The 14,814-nt window shown below is 67.3% G+C and carries 13 protein-coding genes; 5 read left to right on the top strand and 8 right to left on the bottom strand.

Annotation, left to right across the window (positions count from 1 at the left end; genetic code table 11):
• Position 1 precedes the first annotated feature (1 nt).
• Entirely contained in the window at positions 2-1,624 is a 1,623-nt protein-coding gene (locus MRBLWH12_RS05425; RefSeq protein ID WP_363546933.1) for an FAD-binding oxidoreductase, read from the bottom strand.
• Positions 1,625-1,644: 20 nt separating this feature from the next.
• Here MRBLWH12_RS05425 and MRBLWH12_RS05430 point away from each other — a divergent pair, with 20 nt between their 5' ends.
• The 3 genes from MRBLWH12_RS05430 to MRBLWH12_RS05440 all read left to right on the top strand — a co-directional run bounded on the left by MRBLWH12_RS05430 (position 1,645) and on the right by MRBLWH12_RS05440 (position 4,532).
• Positions 1,645-2,253 carry a TetR/AcrR family transcriptional regulator gene (locus tag MRBLWH12_RS05430; protein WP_341974631.1) on the top strand — a complete coding sequence of 203 codons (609 nt, stop codon included), beginning with the start codon at positions 1,645-1,647 and terminating at the stop codon, positions 2,251-2,253.
• Positions 2,250-3,698 carry a glycerol-3-phosphate dehydrogenase/oxidase gene (locus MRBLWH12_RS05435; protein ID WP_363546937.1) on the top strand — a complete coding sequence of 483 codons (1,449 nt, stop codon included), beginning with the start codon at positions 2,250-2,252 and terminating at the stop codon, positions 3,696-3,698. The genes MRBLWH12_RS05430 and MRBLWH12_RS05435 overlap by 4 nt, the downstream gene beginning before the upstream one ends.
• Before the next feature lie 138 nt (positions 3,699-3,836).
• Complete coding sequence (locus MRBLWH12_RS05440) at positions 3,837-4,532, top strand: SPFH domain-containing protein (protein WP_341974627.1); 696 nt, start codon at positions 3,837-3,839, stop codon at positions 4,530-4,532.
• 40 nt (positions 4,533-4,572) lie between these two features.
• Here MRBLWH12_RS05440 and dxs read toward each other — a convergent pair whose 3' ends face one another.
• The 5 genes from dxs to dut all read right to left on the bottom strand — a co-directional run bounded on the left by dxs (position 4,573) and on the right by dut (position 11,538).
• Positions 4,573-6,513, bottom strand: a complete 1,941-nt coding sequence (dxs, locus tag MRBLWH12_RS05445; protein WP_363546939.1) for a 1-deoxy-D-xylulose-5-phosphate synthase — start codon at positions 6,511-6,513, stop codon at positions 4,573-4,575.
• A 228-nt stretch (positions 6,514-6,741) separates the two neighbouring features.
• Complete coding sequence (locus tag MRBLWH12_RS05450; protein WP_363546942.1) at positions 6,742-9,576, bottom strand: aconitate hydratase; 2,835 nt, start codon at positions 9,574-9,576, stop codon at positions 6,742-6,744.
• A gap of 153 nt (positions 9,577-9,729) precedes the next feature.
• Entirely contained in the window at positions 9,730-10,470 is a 741-nt protein-coding gene (locus tag MRBLWH12_RS05455) for a DUF3159 domain-containing protein (RefSeq protein WP_363546945.1), read from the bottom strand.
• On the bottom strand, positions 10,467-11,054 hold the full coding sequence (locus MRBLWH12_RS05460) for a DUF3710 domain-containing protein (RefSeq protein WP_363546948.1): 588 nt from the start codon (positions 11,052-11,054) through the stop codon (positions 10,467-10,469). Before MRBLWH12_RS05460 ends, MRBLWH12_RS05455 begins: the two co-directional genes overlap by 4 nt.
• Positions 11,047-11,538 (bottom strand): dUTP diphosphatase, encoded by a 492-nt coding sequence (dut, locus tag MRBLWH12_RS05465; RefSeq protein WP_363546951.1) that lies wholly within the window; start codon positions 11,536-11,538, stop codon positions 11,047-11,049. Before dut ends, MRBLWH12_RS05460 begins: the two co-directional genes overlap by 8 nt.
• Before the next feature lie 3 nt (positions 11,539-11,541).
• Here dut and MRBLWH12_RS05470 point away from each other — a divergent pair, with 3 nt between their 5' ends.
• Positions 11,542-12,015 carry a DUF3093 domain-containing protein gene (locus MRBLWH12_RS05470; RefSeq protein ID WP_363546954.1) on the top strand — a complete coding sequence of 158 codons (474 nt, stop codon included), beginning with the start codon at positions 11,542-11,544 and terminating at the stop codon, positions 12,013-12,015.
• A gap of 97 nt (positions 12,016-12,112) precedes the next feature.
• Here the strand turns inward: MRBLWH12_RS05470 and MRBLWH12_RS05475 are convergent, their stop codons facing one another.
• Positions 12,113-12,406, bottom strand: coding sequence for a DUF4193 domain-containing protein (locus MRBLWH12_RS05475; protein WP_102192284.1), 294 nt, complete (start codon positions 12,404-12,406; stop codon positions 12,113-12,115).
• A 196-nt stretch (positions 12,407-12,602) separates the two neighbouring features.
• Here MRBLWH12_RS05475 and sepH point away from each other — a divergent pair, with 196 nt between their 5' ends.
• The gene (sepH, locus tag MRBLWH12_RS05480; protein WP_363546957.1) at positions 12,603-13,667 is read left to right on the top strand and encodes a septation protein SepH; all 1,065 of its coding nucleotides are present in this window, start codon (positions 12,603-12,605) and stop codon (positions 13,665-13,667) included.
• 16 nt (positions 13,668-13,683) lie between these two features.
• Here the strand turns inward: sepH and MRBLWH12_RS05485 are convergent, their stop codons facing one another.
• Positions 13,684-14,811, bottom strand: coding sequence for an alkaline phosphatase family protein (locus MRBLWH12_RS05485; RefSeq protein ID WP_363546960.1), 1,128 nt, complete (start codon positions 14,809-14,811; stop codon positions 13,684-13,686).
• Positions 14,812-14,814: the final 3 nt, after the last annotated feature.

Below are 14,814 nucleotides of genomic sequence, written 5' to 3' on the forward strand. Positions count from 1 at the left end.
GTCAGCGCGCTCGATCCATCGAGATCACGGCACCGGGGTTGAGGATCCCAGAGGGGTCGAGTTCGCGCTTGATCGCGGCGAGGATCCGCACCCCCGTCTCACCGATCTCCTGTTCGAGCCACGGCGCGTGATCGCGTCCGACGGCGTGATGGTGGCTTATGGTGCCGCCCGTCGCGATGATCGCATCGTTCACACGCCCCTTGATCACCTCCCAGGCTTCGAGAGGATCCGATCGGATGCTGGCCAGGACCGTGAAGTACAGCGACGCGCCCGTCGGGTAGATGTGCGAGACGTGGCACATCACGTACGGCCTCGCACCTGCATCCGTGATTCCTTCGTGCAGGGAGGCGGTCACCGCCGACCGCAACGCGTGCAGGTTCGACCACGTGGTCGCCGTTTCCAGCGTCTCGCAGAAGACGCCCGCGTCCAGCAGCGCGTCACGCAGGTAGGGACCGTCGAAGCGTCCATCCAGCCACTCCTCGGCCGCCCCCTCACCGGATGACGTTCCTCCTGCGGCGGTGAGCAGTGCTGACGTACGAGCGCGACGATCGGAGATGCCCTCCCCCTCGTACACCGTGACGATGCTGGCGCCCTTCGCGAGCGCCTTCCCGATCCTGCCCACCTGCGCGAGACTGACAGCGGTCTCCGCTTCGTCGGACAGGCGGATGACCGTCGGTCCTCCGCCGTGCTGTGCGACCTGCCTCAGTCCGTCGGCGCCTCGGGCGAAGTCCGGAAAGCTCCAGGACTCGAGAATGCGATCACGAGGTACCGGATGCACGCGCACGCGGACTTCCGTGATCACCCCGAAGATGCCCTCCGACCCCAGGAACACGCGGATGAGATCCGGGCCTGCTGCCGACCCCGGTGAACGACCGAGTTCGATGTCGCCGGTCGGGGTGGCCACGCGGATCCCCGTGACCATCGCGTCGAATCGCCCGAGGCCCGCAGAGTTCTGCCCCGATGAGCGCGCAGCCGCGAATCCGCCGATCGTGGCATAGCGGAAACTCTGGGGATAGTGACCCAGTTCGTATCCGCGTGCGGTCAGCAGAGCCTCGGCGTCCGGGCCCGTCGTGCCGGCGGCCAGGAGCGCCTCACCGCTGACCTCATCGAGATGGATGAGGCCGGTGAGCCGCCGCAGATCCAAGCTGATGACGCCCCGATGCGCGCCGCGCTCAGGTGCGAGAGCTCCCACGACGCTCGTTCCGCCGCCGAACGGGATCACCGCGACACCACGCTCGGCCGCGACGCCGAGCACGGCAGCGACCTCGGTGTGACTGCCCGGGAGGATCACGGCATCCGGCGCGGCCTGGTGCTGTCTGCGTCGCCTCAGCAGGTCGGGAGTCGAGCGCCCCCCGGCGTGACGGATCCGCGCCTCTGCGGAGTCATCCACGTGCGCGATCCCGACGACCGCGACGAACGCCTCGAGATCGTCCGACTGAAGCGCCGAGGGTTCGAGGTGCACATCGCCCAGGACGACCGGTGCATCCGGCTTGCGGATCCGCCCGAGCAGCAACGGAAGAAGAGCGCGCACCGCTCGCGGGAGTTCCTGCGCCTTGGCCGGGTCGCCCCAACCGTTCCACCGCATCTCCGACTGTGCGGCGTCGCTGCCGTTCTCCTGCGTCATGCGTTACAGTGTGACACATCATGGAAGAACGTCAAGTCATCGCCGATCCGCCGATCGTCCCGTCGCCGCAATGGGATGCCACGCAATCGCGCATCCTCGACGCGGCCGACGCGCTGATCAGCCGCCGCGGGGTCCACGGCGTCACCATCGCAGAGTTGGCACGGCGAGCAGGCCATAGCCGACCGACCATCTATCGAAGCTGGAGCGATGCCGACGACGTGGTCCGCGCGGCTCTGCTCCGGCGCGTGGCGGGAATCGTCGAGCAGTTCCCCACCCAGGCCGGGTCGCGTCAGAACCTGGTCGACGACGTGCTTCGGTTCTCTTCGCTCTTTCGCAACGATGCCGTCTACGGGCGACTGCTCGAGGACGAGCCCGAGGTCTTCACCCGCTACACGTTGCAGCGCGTCGGATCGAGTCAGCGGATGATCCTGCAGTGGCTGACGATCGCCATCCGCGAGGCGCAACAGGGTGGCACCGTTCGTGATGGCGAGCCGAACGAGATCGCAGTGATGCTGCTTCTCATCGCGCAATCGGCAGTGCTGTCGCACGGCACAGTGTCCGAGCTGATCTCCCCGGAGGCGTGGGAGCGCGAGCTTCGCGCCGCGCTCGATGGGCTGCTCCGACCATGACCTCTCCCTCCCCCGACCTCAATGTCGCGCGTCGGGCCGAAGAACTCCGCCGCTCGGCTCAGGAGATGGTCGACGTGCTCGTGGTCGGAGGCGGCATCACGGGAGTCGGAGTCGCGCTCGACGCCGCGTCACGTGGACTGAGCGTCACTCTTCTCGAAGCGGACGACCTGGCGTTCGGCACCAGCAGATTCAGCTCCAAGCTCGTGCACGGCGGTCTTCGTTATCTTGCGACCGGCGACATCGCCACCGCGAAGGAGAGCGCCTTCGAACGCCACCTGCTGATGACGGTCATCGCACCGCATCTCATTCGGCCCCTCGGTCAGCTGCTCCCCTTCGCTCCCGGCGTGACGGCACGACAGCGCGCCGCCGGCGTAGCCGGCATGGGCATGGGCGACCTGCTTCGGATGCGGGCGCGCACCCCGCGAAAGGCACTGCCTGCGCCACGTCTCGTCTCGGCCCGCACCGCCAACGCTCTCGTTCCCGCCCTCAACCCGCGCGGTCTTCGAGGAGGGATGCTGTCGTACGACGGTCAGCTCGTGGATGACGCCAGGCTGGTCGTGACGGTGGCGCGCACCGCCGCAGGTCTCGGCGCCCGCATCCTCACTCGGGTGAGGGCACTCGAGCTCCACGGTGGCGGGGCGAAGGCTGAGGATGCGCTGACCGGCGAACGCCTCGAGATCCGAGCGCGCAGCGTCGTCAACGCCACCGGCGTCTGGGCGGGCACTCTGGACGAGTCGATCACGGTCCGTCCCAGCCGGGGAACGCACATCGTGCTCGATGCCGCCGACCTCGGTCACCCATCCGCGGCGCTCACCATCCCGCACGAGGGCTCGATCAGTCGCTACGTCTTCGCCTTGCCACAGGTGAATGGGCGCGTCATCGTCGGTCTCACGGACGAAGACGCTCCGGGCCCAGTGCCTCGGGTCGCCGTCCCGACGGAGGGCGAGATCACGTTTCTGCTGTCGAATCTCAACCGGGTGCTGTCTGTCCCCATCCGCAGGGATCAGGTCCGCGGCGCTTTCGCCGGGCTCCGCCCGCTGGTGGACACGGGAGCAGACTCGACAGCAGACATCTCTCGCCGCCATCTCGTCGCCGTCTCGGAATCCGGCTTCGTCAACGTGCTCGGCGGCAAACTCACGACATACCGTCGGATGGCCGAGGACGCCGTCGACCTCGCCTCGAGCACCGGCGCACTTGGCGCACCCCCGAGCCGGACGGCATCCCTCCGACTCGTGGACAGCGCCGTGATTCCGACGTCGGGCGCGGCCTCCCATGCTGAACTCACACGTGCAGAGATCGAGTTCGCCGTCCGCGCCGAAGGCGCCATGACGGTCGATGACATCCTCGATCGACGTTCCCGTGTGGGTCTCGTCGCCGTCGATCGAGTCCGCGCGACGGCGACGGTGGAAGCCGTGCTCGCGGAGACTCTGGCGCAGCTCACCTGAACGATCGAGCACCGGCGCCTGTCGTTGCGTTTCCACCGCACGACTCGGCAGGGAACAGGCACGGAACAGCGTGTGAACACCACCGCTGTGGTGCCTCAGGACGCCGCGCGAGGGCGGCGGAGCGTGCACAGTGGTGTCATGGACATGCTCCTCTCGATGCTGGGCGGCAAGGGAATATCGGGTCTGTTCAAGACAGGCACCGCGATCCTCACGATTCTGCTGGTCGTTCCGGCTCTCCTGAAGATCTTCATCGTGACCGTCGACGAGGGCTGGGCGGCGATCCGCACGCGAAACGGCAAGCCGATCATCCGCAACCGTCCGCAGCGGCGTCCCACGAACCGCGGCGGCGCAGTCGGAGAAGTCGTCGTCCTCGATCCGGGGTCGCACGGCGCCTTCCCGCTCTTCTACTGGTACCGACTCATCGACGTGCGGTGCCGGGCGACTGACCTCCCCGCACGCGAGATGAGCGGCGCCACCGGGCGACAGTTCCGGGTGCATGCCTCCTTCGAGTGGCGACCCATTCCGACCGGCCGTGATCTGCGCGTCTTCGAACTCGATGTCGTCAACGTCAAAGAGCGCGCGTCGAACATCGTCGGCGCGGCCCTGAGAGACGTGATCCGCGGATTCGATGACGCAGAGCTCCCGCACAACGACGAGATCAACACCCGGGTGATCGCTGCCAGCGCTGAGGAAGTGCGCCGCGCCTGCGGCGTGGAGCTCGTCCGCGTGATGGTCACCGGCGACTCGCTGACGGACGGCTACCTGCTGTCGACGGCCCTGCGCGACACCGACCGCGGCGCCCAGGCGGTCGCATCGCTGCACGCCCTGAACTGAGGGCAAAGCGAAGAACGTCTTGGCGAGCCGTTGAGCCCGTTCAGCGCCGTTCGTGCAGCGGGAGGTCGATCGCGCCGGTCTCGCCGGCGTTGCGCGCGACCGGGATCCGGGTGCCGAGGACCTGAGACACGACGTCCTGCGCGATCTTCGAGGCTGTGAGGCCGGCATCCGCGAGGATCTGCTCGCGCGACGCGTGGTCGATGAACTGATCCGGGAGGCCCAGTTCATCGACGGCCGTATCGATGCCGGATTCCCGGAGCACCTGCCGAACGCGAGTGCCGATTCCGCCGACGCGAATGCCATCCTCGAGCGTGATCACCAGACGATGCCGAGCGGCCAGGGTCACGACGGATGCTTGCACCGGAATCGCCCAGCGCGGATCGATCACGGTCGCCCCGATCCCCTGCGCGCGCAATCGCGCAGCGACGTCCATCGCCAATGCGGCGAAGGGGCCGATCCCGACCAGAAGCACATCCTCGGACTCGCCACGGGCGAGCACATCGACGCCGTCATCGAGACGCTCTATCGCGGGAAGTTCCGGGGCCACCTCGCCCTTCGGGAAGCGGATGACGGTGGGACCGTCGTCGATGGTGACGGCCTCGTCCAGCGCCTCGCGCAGCCGGGCACCGTCACGGGGAGCCGCGATGCGGATGTTCGGGACGATCTGCAGCATCGCCAGATCCCACATGCCGTGATGACTCGGCCCGTCGGGACCGGTGACGCCGGCCCGATCAAGAACGAACGTGACGCCTGCGCGGTGCAGGGCGACATCCATCAGCACCTGGTCGAAAGCTCGACCCATGAACGTGGCGTAGACGGCGACAACCGGGTGCAAGCCGCCATAGGCGAGACCGGCAGCAGAGGCCACCGCGTGCTGCTCGGCGATCCCCACGTCGTAGACCCGGTCGGGGAAGCGTTCGGCGAACGGCGCGAGTCCGGTCGGGCGGAGCATGGCTGCCGTCATCGCGATGATCTTCGGATCACGCTGACCTGCGTCGACGAGCGCATCGGAGAAGACATCCGTCCACCCCTGGCCACCGCTGGACAGGGTTTCGCCTGTGGTCGGGTCGATGCGCCCGACAGCATGGAACTGGTCGGCCTCATCGTCGCGCGCCGGCTGGTACCCGCGCCCCTTCTCGGTGATCGCGTGCACGATCACGGGAGCGCCATAGGACTTGGCGAGCTCGAGAGTCTCCAGGAGCGCGCCCAGGTCATGCCCGTCGACCGGCCCGAGATACTTGATGTCGAGATTCGAGTACAGCGCCTCATTGTTCGTGAAGCGCGAGAGGAACCCATGCGTTCCGCCACGCACACCCCGGAACACGGCACGCCCGACGGGCCCGAAGGCGCGGAACAGGCGATCCGATTTGCGGTGCAGGTCCTTATACGCGGCGGCGGTGCGCACCCTGTTCAGGTACCGCGACATGCCGCCGATCGTCGGCGCGTAGGATCGGCCGTTGTCATTCACGACGATGACGAGGTTGCGGTCATTGTCATCGGAGATGTTGTTCAACGCCTCCCACGTCATCCCGCCGGTGAGCGCCCCATCGCCCACGACGGCCACGACATGACGGTCCGAACGGCCGGTCGCAGTCAGCGCACGTGAGATCCCGTCCGCCCAGCTGAGCGAGCTCGAGGCGTGCGAAGACTCGACCACGTCGTGCGGGCTCTCGCTGCGCTGCGGGTAACCGGCGAGGCCCCCGCGCACACGCAGATCAGAGAAGTCCTGACGCCCGGTGAGCAGCTTGTGCACATACGACTGATGCCCGGTGTCGAAGATGAAGGGGTCGTCCGGCGAGGAGAAGACCCGGTGCAGGGCGATGGTCAGCTCGACGACACCCAGGTTCGGGCCGAGATGGCCGCCCGTCCGCGAAACGTTCTCGACAAGGAAAGCGCGGATCTCCTCGGCCAGTTCCACCAGCTGCTCGGTAGACAGCGCGTCCAGATCCCGGGGTCCTGAGATGCTCGGAAGAATGGGCATCTGCACCTCCTCACAGGCGTTGTGCGGCTCGTCCGATCGGACGGACGAGAACCCTTCGATCCTATCGCGGCTCTCCGGGAATCCCCGGAGAGCGGGCCATTGCGGACGGTCTTCCCGCACGGCGGCGAGCAGCCTCGCCTTCCGCGGTGCGCCCATCATCGCGCCGCGCGACGACGAAGCGCCCGCCCCGGAATACCGGAGCGGGCGCTGTGACGTTGTCGTGAGAAATTACACCAGCGAACGCAGCACGTACTGCAGGATGCCGCCGTTGCGGTAGTAGTCCGCCTCACCGGGGGTGTCGATGCGCACGACCGCGTCGAACTCGATCGGCTGCTTGCCCTCGGCCGAGTTCTCGCTCGGGGTCGCCGTGACGCGCACCGTCTTGGGGGTCACGCCCGAGTTCAGCTCTTCGAGGCCCGCGATCGACACGATCTCGGTGCCGTCGAGTCCGAGCGACTCCCAGCTCTCCCCAGCCGGGAACTGCAGCGGGACGACGCCCATGCCGATCAGGTTGGAGCGGTGGATGCGCTCGAAGCTCTCGGTGATGACCGCCTTGACGCCCAGCAGGCTGGTGCCCTTGGCCGCCCAGTCACGCGATGATCCAGAACCGTACTCCTTGCCGCCGAACACGACGAGCGGGGTGCCCTGCTCGGCGTAGTTCATGCAGGCGTCGTAGATGTACGACTGCGGTCCGCCCGGCTTCGTGAAGTCGCGCGTGAAGCCGCCTTCGACGACCTGACCGTCGTTGACAGCCGAGACCATGACGTTCTTCAGACGGATGTTCGCGAACGTGCCACGGATCATCACCTCGTGGTTGCCGCGGCGCGAGCCGAAGGAGTTGAAGTCCTTGCGGTCCACACCGTGCGCGGTGAGGTACTCCGCGGCCGGCGTGCCCGTCTTGATGTTTCCGGCCGGCGAGATGTGGTCGGTGGTGACCGAATCGCCGAGCGTCGCCATCACGCGCGCGCCCTGGATGTCGCGCACCGGGGTGAGCTCCATCGTCATACCGTCGAAGTACGGAGCCTTGCGGACGTACGTCGAGTTCTCATCCCACTGGAAGATCGCGTCATCCGGAGTCGGCAGGCTCTTCCAGCGCTCGTCGCCCTCGAAGACGGTCGAGTACTGCTTGATGAACTGCTCACGGGAGATCGACGAGTCGACGAGGTTCTGCACCTCGTCGGGCGTCGGCCAGATGTCCCGCAGGAAGACGTCTTCGCCGTCGGTGCCCTTTCCGAGCGCATCGTTCTCGAAGTCGAAGTGCATCGAACCGGCCAGCGCGTACGCGATGACCAGCGGCGGGCTGGCAAGGTAGTTCATCTTCACGTCGGGGCTGATGCGACCCTCGAAGTTGCGGTTCCCGGAGAGGACTGCGGTGACGGCGAGATCGTGAGAGTTGATCGCCTCGGACACCTCCTCGATCAGCGGACCGGAGTTGCCGATGCAGATCGTGCAGCCGTAGCCGACGGTGTAGAAGCCGAGGCCTTCGAGATCCTTGTCGAGACCGGACTTCTCGTAGTAGTCGGTGACGACCTTCGATCCCGGGCCGAGCGTGGTCTTCACCCATGGCTTCTGCTTCAGACCCTTCTGGAGGGCCTTCCGCGCGACGAGTCCGGCGGCGATCATCACCGACGGGTTCGAGGTGTTCGTGCACGACGTGATCGCGGCAAGCGTGACAGCGCCGTTGTCGAGGATGTACTTCTCCCCCGACGGCGTGGTCACCGGCACCGGCTTCGAGGCATTCGCCGGTGCACCGCTGTTGATGTGCACGGGACGGGTGGTCGTCTCCTCCTCACCGGGGACGGAGCCGGGGTCGGATGCCGGGAACGAGTGCTTCGAGTCGAGATCGACGATGTCATCCGACGTCGATGCCGACGCGTAGCTGAGGATGTCCTGCTCGAACTGCGCCTTCGCCTCGGAGAGGAGAATGCGGTCCTGCGGGCGCTTCGGTCCGGCGATCGACGGCACGACGGTTCCGAGATCGAGCTCGAGGTACTCGCTGAAGGTCGGCTCGTGCGAGGCGTCGTGCCAGAGCTTCTGCTCCTTGGCGTAAGCCTCGACGAGCGCGACGGCCTCGTCGCTGCGGCCGGTGAGGCGCAGGTAGTCGAGCGTGACGTCGTCGATCGGGAAGATCGCCGCCGTGGAGCCGAACTCCGGGCTCATGTTGCCGATGGTGGCGCGGTTCGCAAGCGGGACCGATGCCACGCCGGCGCCGTAGAACTCGACGAACTTTCCGACGACCCCGTGCTTGCGCAGCAGGTCGGTGATCGTGAGGACGACGTCGGTCGCCGTCACACCGGCCGGGATCTCACCGGAGAGCTTGAAGCCGACGACGCGCGGGATGAGCATCGACACGGGCTGGCCGAGCATCGCAGCCTCGGCTTCGATGCCGCCGACGCCCCAGCCGAGCACGCCGAGGCCGTTGACCATCGTCGTGTGCGAGTCGGTGCCGACGCAGGTGTCCGGGTAGGCGCGGAGGACACCGTTGACATCACGGTCGTAGATGACCTTGGCCAGGTGCTCGATGTTCACCTGGTGCACGATGCCGGTGCCGGGAGGCACCACCTTGAAGTCGCTGAACGCCGTCTGGCCCCAGCGCAGGAACTGGTAACGCTCACCGTTGCGCTCGTACTCGATCTCGACGTTGCGCTCGAGCGCGTTCTCGCTGCCGAAGAGGTCGGCGATCACCGAGTGGTCGATGACCATCTCGGCGGGAGAGAGCGGGTTGATCTTGTTCGCGTCGCCGCCGAGAGCCGTGACGGCCTCACGCATGGTGGCGAGGTCGACGATGCACGGCACGCCGGTGAAGTCCTGCATGACCACGCGCGCCGGCGTGAACTGGATCTCGGTGTTCGGCTCAGCGGCGGCATCCCACGATCCGAGCGCCTCGATCTGCGCCTTCGTCACGTTCGCGCCGTCTTCGGTGCGGAGCAGGTTCTCCAGGAGGACCTTGAGACTGAAGGGGAGGTTGTCGAAACCGGGCACCGTGTCGATGCGGAAGATCTCGTAGTCGGTGCTGCCGACCGTCAGGGTGCTCTTGGCACCGAAGCTGTTCACCGTCGACACGAGTGCGTCTCCTTCTGATCGGATGGGAGCGGCAGGCGTCTCCATCTTGCTCGCCTCTGAGGTCCGGCGGCTAGCAAGGCGGACCTAACCAGTCTGCGCGTTTCGGCCTCTCGGCAGAAGCTTTCAATTTATCTTGACGTCAAGATAAATCTATCACGATTCGACGGCGACGTCCTCCGACGGCGTGCGGGGATAGAGTGCCCGCACCACGAGCCAGGTGACAGCGATCATCGGCGCGAACAGCGGCAATCCCATGATCAACTTCAACGTGCCGAGCGCCGTGACGTCACCGGCGAAGTACAACGGCAGCTGCACGCCGAGACGCGCGAAGAACAGCGCGGCCCATGCGATGCCGAGCCAGAAGAACGCCCGACGCTTGCGCCGATCGCTGCGCCACGCCGTGCCCTCCCCCATCAGGAAGCCGACGGCGAGCCCGATCAGCGACCACCCGACGAGCGCGGAGATGAGAAGAACCGAGCCGTACAACGAGTTCGTGATGAATCCGGGAACGAAGTTGTCCTCGCCACGCCCCGTCCACAGCGCAAGGGCAGCCGCGGCGCCGGCCGCGACGAGCCCGCCCAGTGCGGCAGCCGGTGGCGACTTCTGCAGCAGCCGCACGATCGTGAACACCGCAGCGATGCCGACAGAGACGCCGAGCGCCAGGATCAGTGGATCCGGCTTCACCGTGAAGAGAACGACGAAGGCGAGGCTGGGCAGGACGGATTCGAGGATGCCGCGCCATCCGCCCATCGCTGACCACACGACCTTGTGCGTCGACGAGCTGTCTGCGGGGTCGAGCCCCGCGCGACGTGCAGCACCGCCGAGCGCCGCGCCGAAGATCTCCGTCGCGCTCTGCTCGCGCTCGGCGTCGGGATCGGGTGCGCTCGCGCTCACGCGGAACCCGGAGTAGCCGGCATCTTCAGCGGAATCAGGTCGCGGGGAGGCATCGGCGAACCACCGCGGACGACGACGATCGAACGGAAGAGGTCCTCGACCTTCTCCGCCGCTTCCGGGTCGGATGCGGCGGCTCCGCCGATGACGCCGCGGAGGAACCAGCGCGGACCGTCGATGCCGATGAATCGGGCGAGCCGGAGTCCGGAGCCCTCGCTCGCCGGGGCGGGGACCTCAGCGAGAAGCTCCTTGCCCAGTGGGCCGTCGCGCTCCTCGACACGGCCGCCCTGCGTGCGGACCTGATCGCGCAGCTGCACGCGGGTCTCGTCCCAGAGCCCACCGGAGCGGGGAGCGGCGAACGGCTGCACCTGGAGCGACGAGTCGGCGTAGTCGAGTCCGACCGCGACGATCCGCTTGGTCTGCTCCTCGACCTCGAGGCGCAGGTTCAGGCCCTCCCTCGGGAGGATCTTGATGCCGCCGAGATCGATGTACGGGCGAACCGGGTTCGCCTCGGAGTCGTCGAAGGGGCCGTCGGTGGCCCGGTTCAGCGGTGCCGACTTCTGAGTGTGGGGGGTGTTGTCAGTCATTGCCCTGCCCTGCTGGGGTTTGGTTTTGTTCTGCCTGGTATCCGGTGGATCCGAATCCGCCAACGCCGCGGACGCTGTCCGACAGCTCTTCGACCGGAAGGAAGACGGCGCGCGTCACCGGCATGACGATCAATTGTGCGATGCGGTCTCCGACGGCCACATCGTACGCGCTGTGGATATCGGTGTTGATCAGACTCACCTTGATCTCACCGCGGTAGCCGGCATCGACGGTCCCCGGCGAGTTCACGATCGAGATTCCGTGCTTCGCGGCGAGTCCGCTGCGCGGGACGACGAATGCTGCGAAACCCTCGGGGAGGGCGATCCGCAGGCCGGTGCCGACCAGCGCCCGCTCGCCCGGGGCGAGGTGAACAGCCTCGGCTGCGACGAGATCCGCACCGGCGTCTCCCGGGTGCGCGTATCCGGGCATCACGACGTCGCCGGCCAAGACAGGAGCGATAATGGGGACATCAACGGAATCGGTCACCCCATGAGGCTAATGCAGAACCCCCGCACAGACGCACGTCCGCTCTACCGCGAACGCCTGGCGCCGAGTCTGCGCCTGCTCGCCACGGTGGCCCTCGCCGGCCCCATGGTCTCGCTGATCTTCGTTCCGGTCGGATCGACCGTCGCACTCGTGATCGGCGGCGCCGTCTCGGCCATCCTCGTCCTGGGTTTCATCGCGATGACACCCGTCGTCCTCGTGGAGGGAACCGTGCTCCGCGCCGGCCGCGCGCACATCGAGGCCCACCACCTGGGCGAGCCGGTCGCGTTGACGGGCGAAGAGGCGAGACACGCGCGCGGGCCAGGACTTCCGGCGAACGGCTGGCACCTCATCCGCGGAGGAATCGACGGCATCGTCGTGGTTCCGAACATCGACCCGGATGATCCGGTCGAAACCTGGACGATCTCTTCACGGACGCCCGACCGTCTGGCCGCCGCCATTCGCGCCGCCCGCCCCTGACGACGATTCGACGCCGACGTTCGACGCCGACGCCGGCCTTGACGACAACGCGCCCCCGACCATGCGGTCGGGGGCGCGTTGTATCGCGAAGCTGCGCTCAGGCAGCGCACTCCTTGCAGATCGGACCCGAAGCGTCCTCGTGGTCCAACTGCGAGCGGTGCTTCACCAGGAAGCAGCTCATGCAGGTGAACTCGTCCTGCTGCGCTGGCAGCACGACGACGTCGAGGTCGAGGTCGGAAAGGTCGGCACCCGGGAGGTCGAAGCTCGACGGGTTGTCGGCGTCCTCGTCCCCGGTGGAGCCGGAGAGCTTGTCCGGCACACGCTCCTTGAGGGCTTCGATCGACTCGGAGTCGTCTTCACTCTTGCGCGGAGCGTCGTAATCGGTGGCCATGCTGTAGATCTCCACTTTCATGGTGCGAGTGGGTGGTGTGCCGCAGGGATCGGCGGCCATAGTTTGCACGACGTGGGAGCAATAAGCAAATGCCGTGGCGTGCGACAGAGCAAACTCACGGCACGCCCAGGGTATTCCCGGCTCTGAGGGCTGACGCGTGACACCATGAATCCACACCCATCAGAGGGGCATTCGCATGGAAAACGTCACCATCGTCGGCACCGAAGCAGGAGTCCTCGTGCTCGCGACCGAGTCGGGCGAGCGCTTCGCGCTCTCCATCGACGACGTTCTGCAGCGGGAGATCCGTCGTGCCACCCGGCAGAGCGAACCTGCGACGCAGCGCCTCGCGGCCAGTCCCCGCGACATCCAGGCGCAGATCCGCGCCGGTCTCACTGCCGCAGAGGTCGCCGAACTCCTCGGCATCAGTCTCGAAGACGTCGCGCGCTTCGAAAGTCCTGTGCTCGCCGAACGCGAGCACATCATCGACCAGGCCCTCGCAGTCCCCGTGCTCATCGGCAGCGAAGTGGAGCCGGACGCGCAGCCGACCTTCGGCGTCGCCATCCGCGCGAAGCTGGCCGAGGTGTCCGCCACCGCGGAACGCTGGGCGAGCTGGAAGGACGAGTCCGGCTGGATCGTGAAGCTGGAGTTCTCCGCCAGCGACGTCGAGCACGACGCGCGATGGAGCTTCGACCCGCGTCGCAGTGCGCTGTCGCCGCTCAATGCCGACGCCACCCAGCTCTCACGCCAGGGCTCGCTGCCCGAGGGCCTGATCCCCCGACTGCGTGCTGTGGAGGCCGATCGTCCCACGTCGCCGTACAAGGACGAGAGTCGCTTCGACTCGGGAGCATTCGGGCCTCGGCTGCTGCCGGCACCGGCTGCGGATGCCGACACCGACACCGACCACACGGCTCCCCAGCGCTCGAATGCCGCGGCACAGGCTGCCGCCATCAATCGTGCACCGGAGACGTCGACGACCAATCCGGAGACCGCCGACCTGCTCGAGGCGCTGCGCCGCCGTCGCGGTCAGCGTGAGACCGCACCCCTCATCGATGCCGACGACGTCGCCATCGACGCACCGGAACGCGGCTCGAGTCCGATCGCACTGTTCGACGCGTTCGAGCAGGACTCCGAGGCGGGCGAACAGGGCTCGGACACACCCCCGGCAGTCGAACCGCCCGCTGACAGCCCGGCGCGCCGACGACGTCGCAACGCGATGCCCTCCTGGGACGAGATCGTATTCGGAGCGCGCACGGACGAGTGAGTGCGTGCTGCGCCACTCAGCGCGCGAACGTTCCGAGTCTGATCAGCGGCACGTTCTGCTCCTCCGGCGTGAGCGCACCGTGCTGGCCGACCATGGTGCGACCTCGCTGATCGGCGGCCGTGCCGTCGTACACTGCCCAGACGCCGCGAGCGATCACCATCAGATCGCCGATGCGAGCGGCAGCGGCATCCGTCACAGACGGTCCGAACAGACCGGCAGCCATCGCATCCGCCTTCGACACGACGTCTGCCGTGCCCTCCAGTTCGCTCCGCCAGCGGGCGAGAACACCGGCTGCGTCGGCGTCCGACTCCAGATAGACGTGCAGCATCCGCGGCTCCCCGCCGATGTGCCGGACCCCCGCGTAGCGCCCGCCGGTGTCGTCCAGCACGACCTGCCGGTGCGGCGGCACATCGACCATCCCATGATCCGACGTCACCAGCACGCCGACGCCTGGCGGCACCCGCACCGACAGCGCGGCGTCGATGTCCTCCAGCGCAGAAACCCATTCCCCGGACGCGACGCCGTGCTTGTGGCCGGCCTTGTCCGCTTCGGGCAGGTAGCAGTACACGAATGATCCCGGATGCCGTGCGGCGAGCTCGTACGCGGCGGCGACCCTTTCGGCAGGTGTGGCTGCAGCGACGAACTGCGCACCGCGCAGGGTCGCCCTGGTGAACCCGCTGTTCGCGTAGGCGGCGACGCCGATGGCGAAGCTCTCCCTGCTCGCGGCGCTGGCCCGCTCGAAGATGGTGGGCGATGCCTGCCAACTCTCCGGGTCGACTCCTTCGGATTCCCATCCGGTCAGCTGGTTCACGAGCACATCCCGCGTCGGGTCGAGCACTCGATATCCGACGAGTCCGTGCTCCCCCGGCCAGACGCCGGTGAGGATGCTGGTCAGCGCCGCGGCCGTGGTCGACGGGAAGACGGAACGAGCGACATCCTTCTTCGCCATGCTCCCGGTGAGCGTGCGGGCATGACCGGCGTGAGCGCGCAGATTGATGGCCCCCAGCCCGTCGACGAGGACGAGCACAACGGATTCCGCGCGAGGCAGCGTGAGCGATTCGCCGCGAAGTGAGGAGAACAGGTCATCCGCCACCCCGACGACGCTCCGGGCTGTCGCGGAGCCGGACGGTAACATGAGGGACATCCG

It is taken from the genome of Microbacterium sp. LWH12-1.2, from assembly GCF_040675825.1.
Classification (GTDB): domain Bacteria; phylum Actinomycetota; class Actinomycetes; order Actinomycetales; family Microbacteriaceae; genus Microbacterium.

What these genes read in the sequence shown, in the direction of transcription:
- MRBLWH12_RS05425 (WP_363546933.1), bottom strand. Translation starts at nt 1,624, where the DNA reads ATGACGCAGGAGAACGGCAGCGACGCCGCACAGTCGGAGATGCGGTGG.
- MRBLWH12_RS05430 (WP_341974631.1), top strand. Translation starts at nt 1,645, where the DNA reads ATGGAAGAACGTCAAGTCATCGCCGATCCGCCGATCGTCCCGTCGCCG.
- MRBLWH12_RS05435 (WP_363546937.1), top strand. Translation starts at nt 2,250, where the DNA reads ATGACCTCTCCCTCCCCCGACCTCAATGTCGCGCGTCGGGCCGAAGAA.
- MRBLWH12_RS05440 (WP_341974627.1), top strand. Translation starts at nt 3,837, where the DNA reads ATGGACATGCTCCTCTCGATGCTGGGCGGCAAGGGAATATCGGGTCTG.
- dxs (WP_363546939.1), bottom strand. Translation starts at nt 6,513, where the DNA reads ATGCCCATTCTTCCGAGCATCTCAGGACCCCGGGATCTGGACGCGCTG.
- MRBLWH12_RS05460 (WP_363546948.1), bottom strand. Translation starts at nt 11,054, where the DNA reads ATGACTGACAACACCCCCCACACTCAGAAGTCGGCACCGCTGAACCGG.
- MRBLWH12_RS05470 (WP_363546954.1), top strand. Translation starts at nt 11,542, where the DNA reads ATGAGGCTAATGCAGAACCCCCGCACAGACGCACGTCCGCTCTACCGC.
- MRBLWH12_RS05475 (WP_102192284.1), bottom strand. Translation starts at nt 12,406, where the DNA reads ATGGCCACCGATTACGACGCTCCGCGCAAGAGTGAAGACGACTCCGAG.
- sepH (WP_363546957.1), top strand. Translation starts at nt 12,603, where the DNA reads ATGGAAAACGTCACCATCGTCGGCACCGAAGCAGGAGTCCTCGTGCTC.
- MRBLWH12_RS05485 (WP_363546960.1), bottom strand. Translation starts at nt 14,811, where the DNA reads ATGTCCCTCATGTTACCGTCCGGCTCCGCGACAGCCCGGAGCGTCGTC.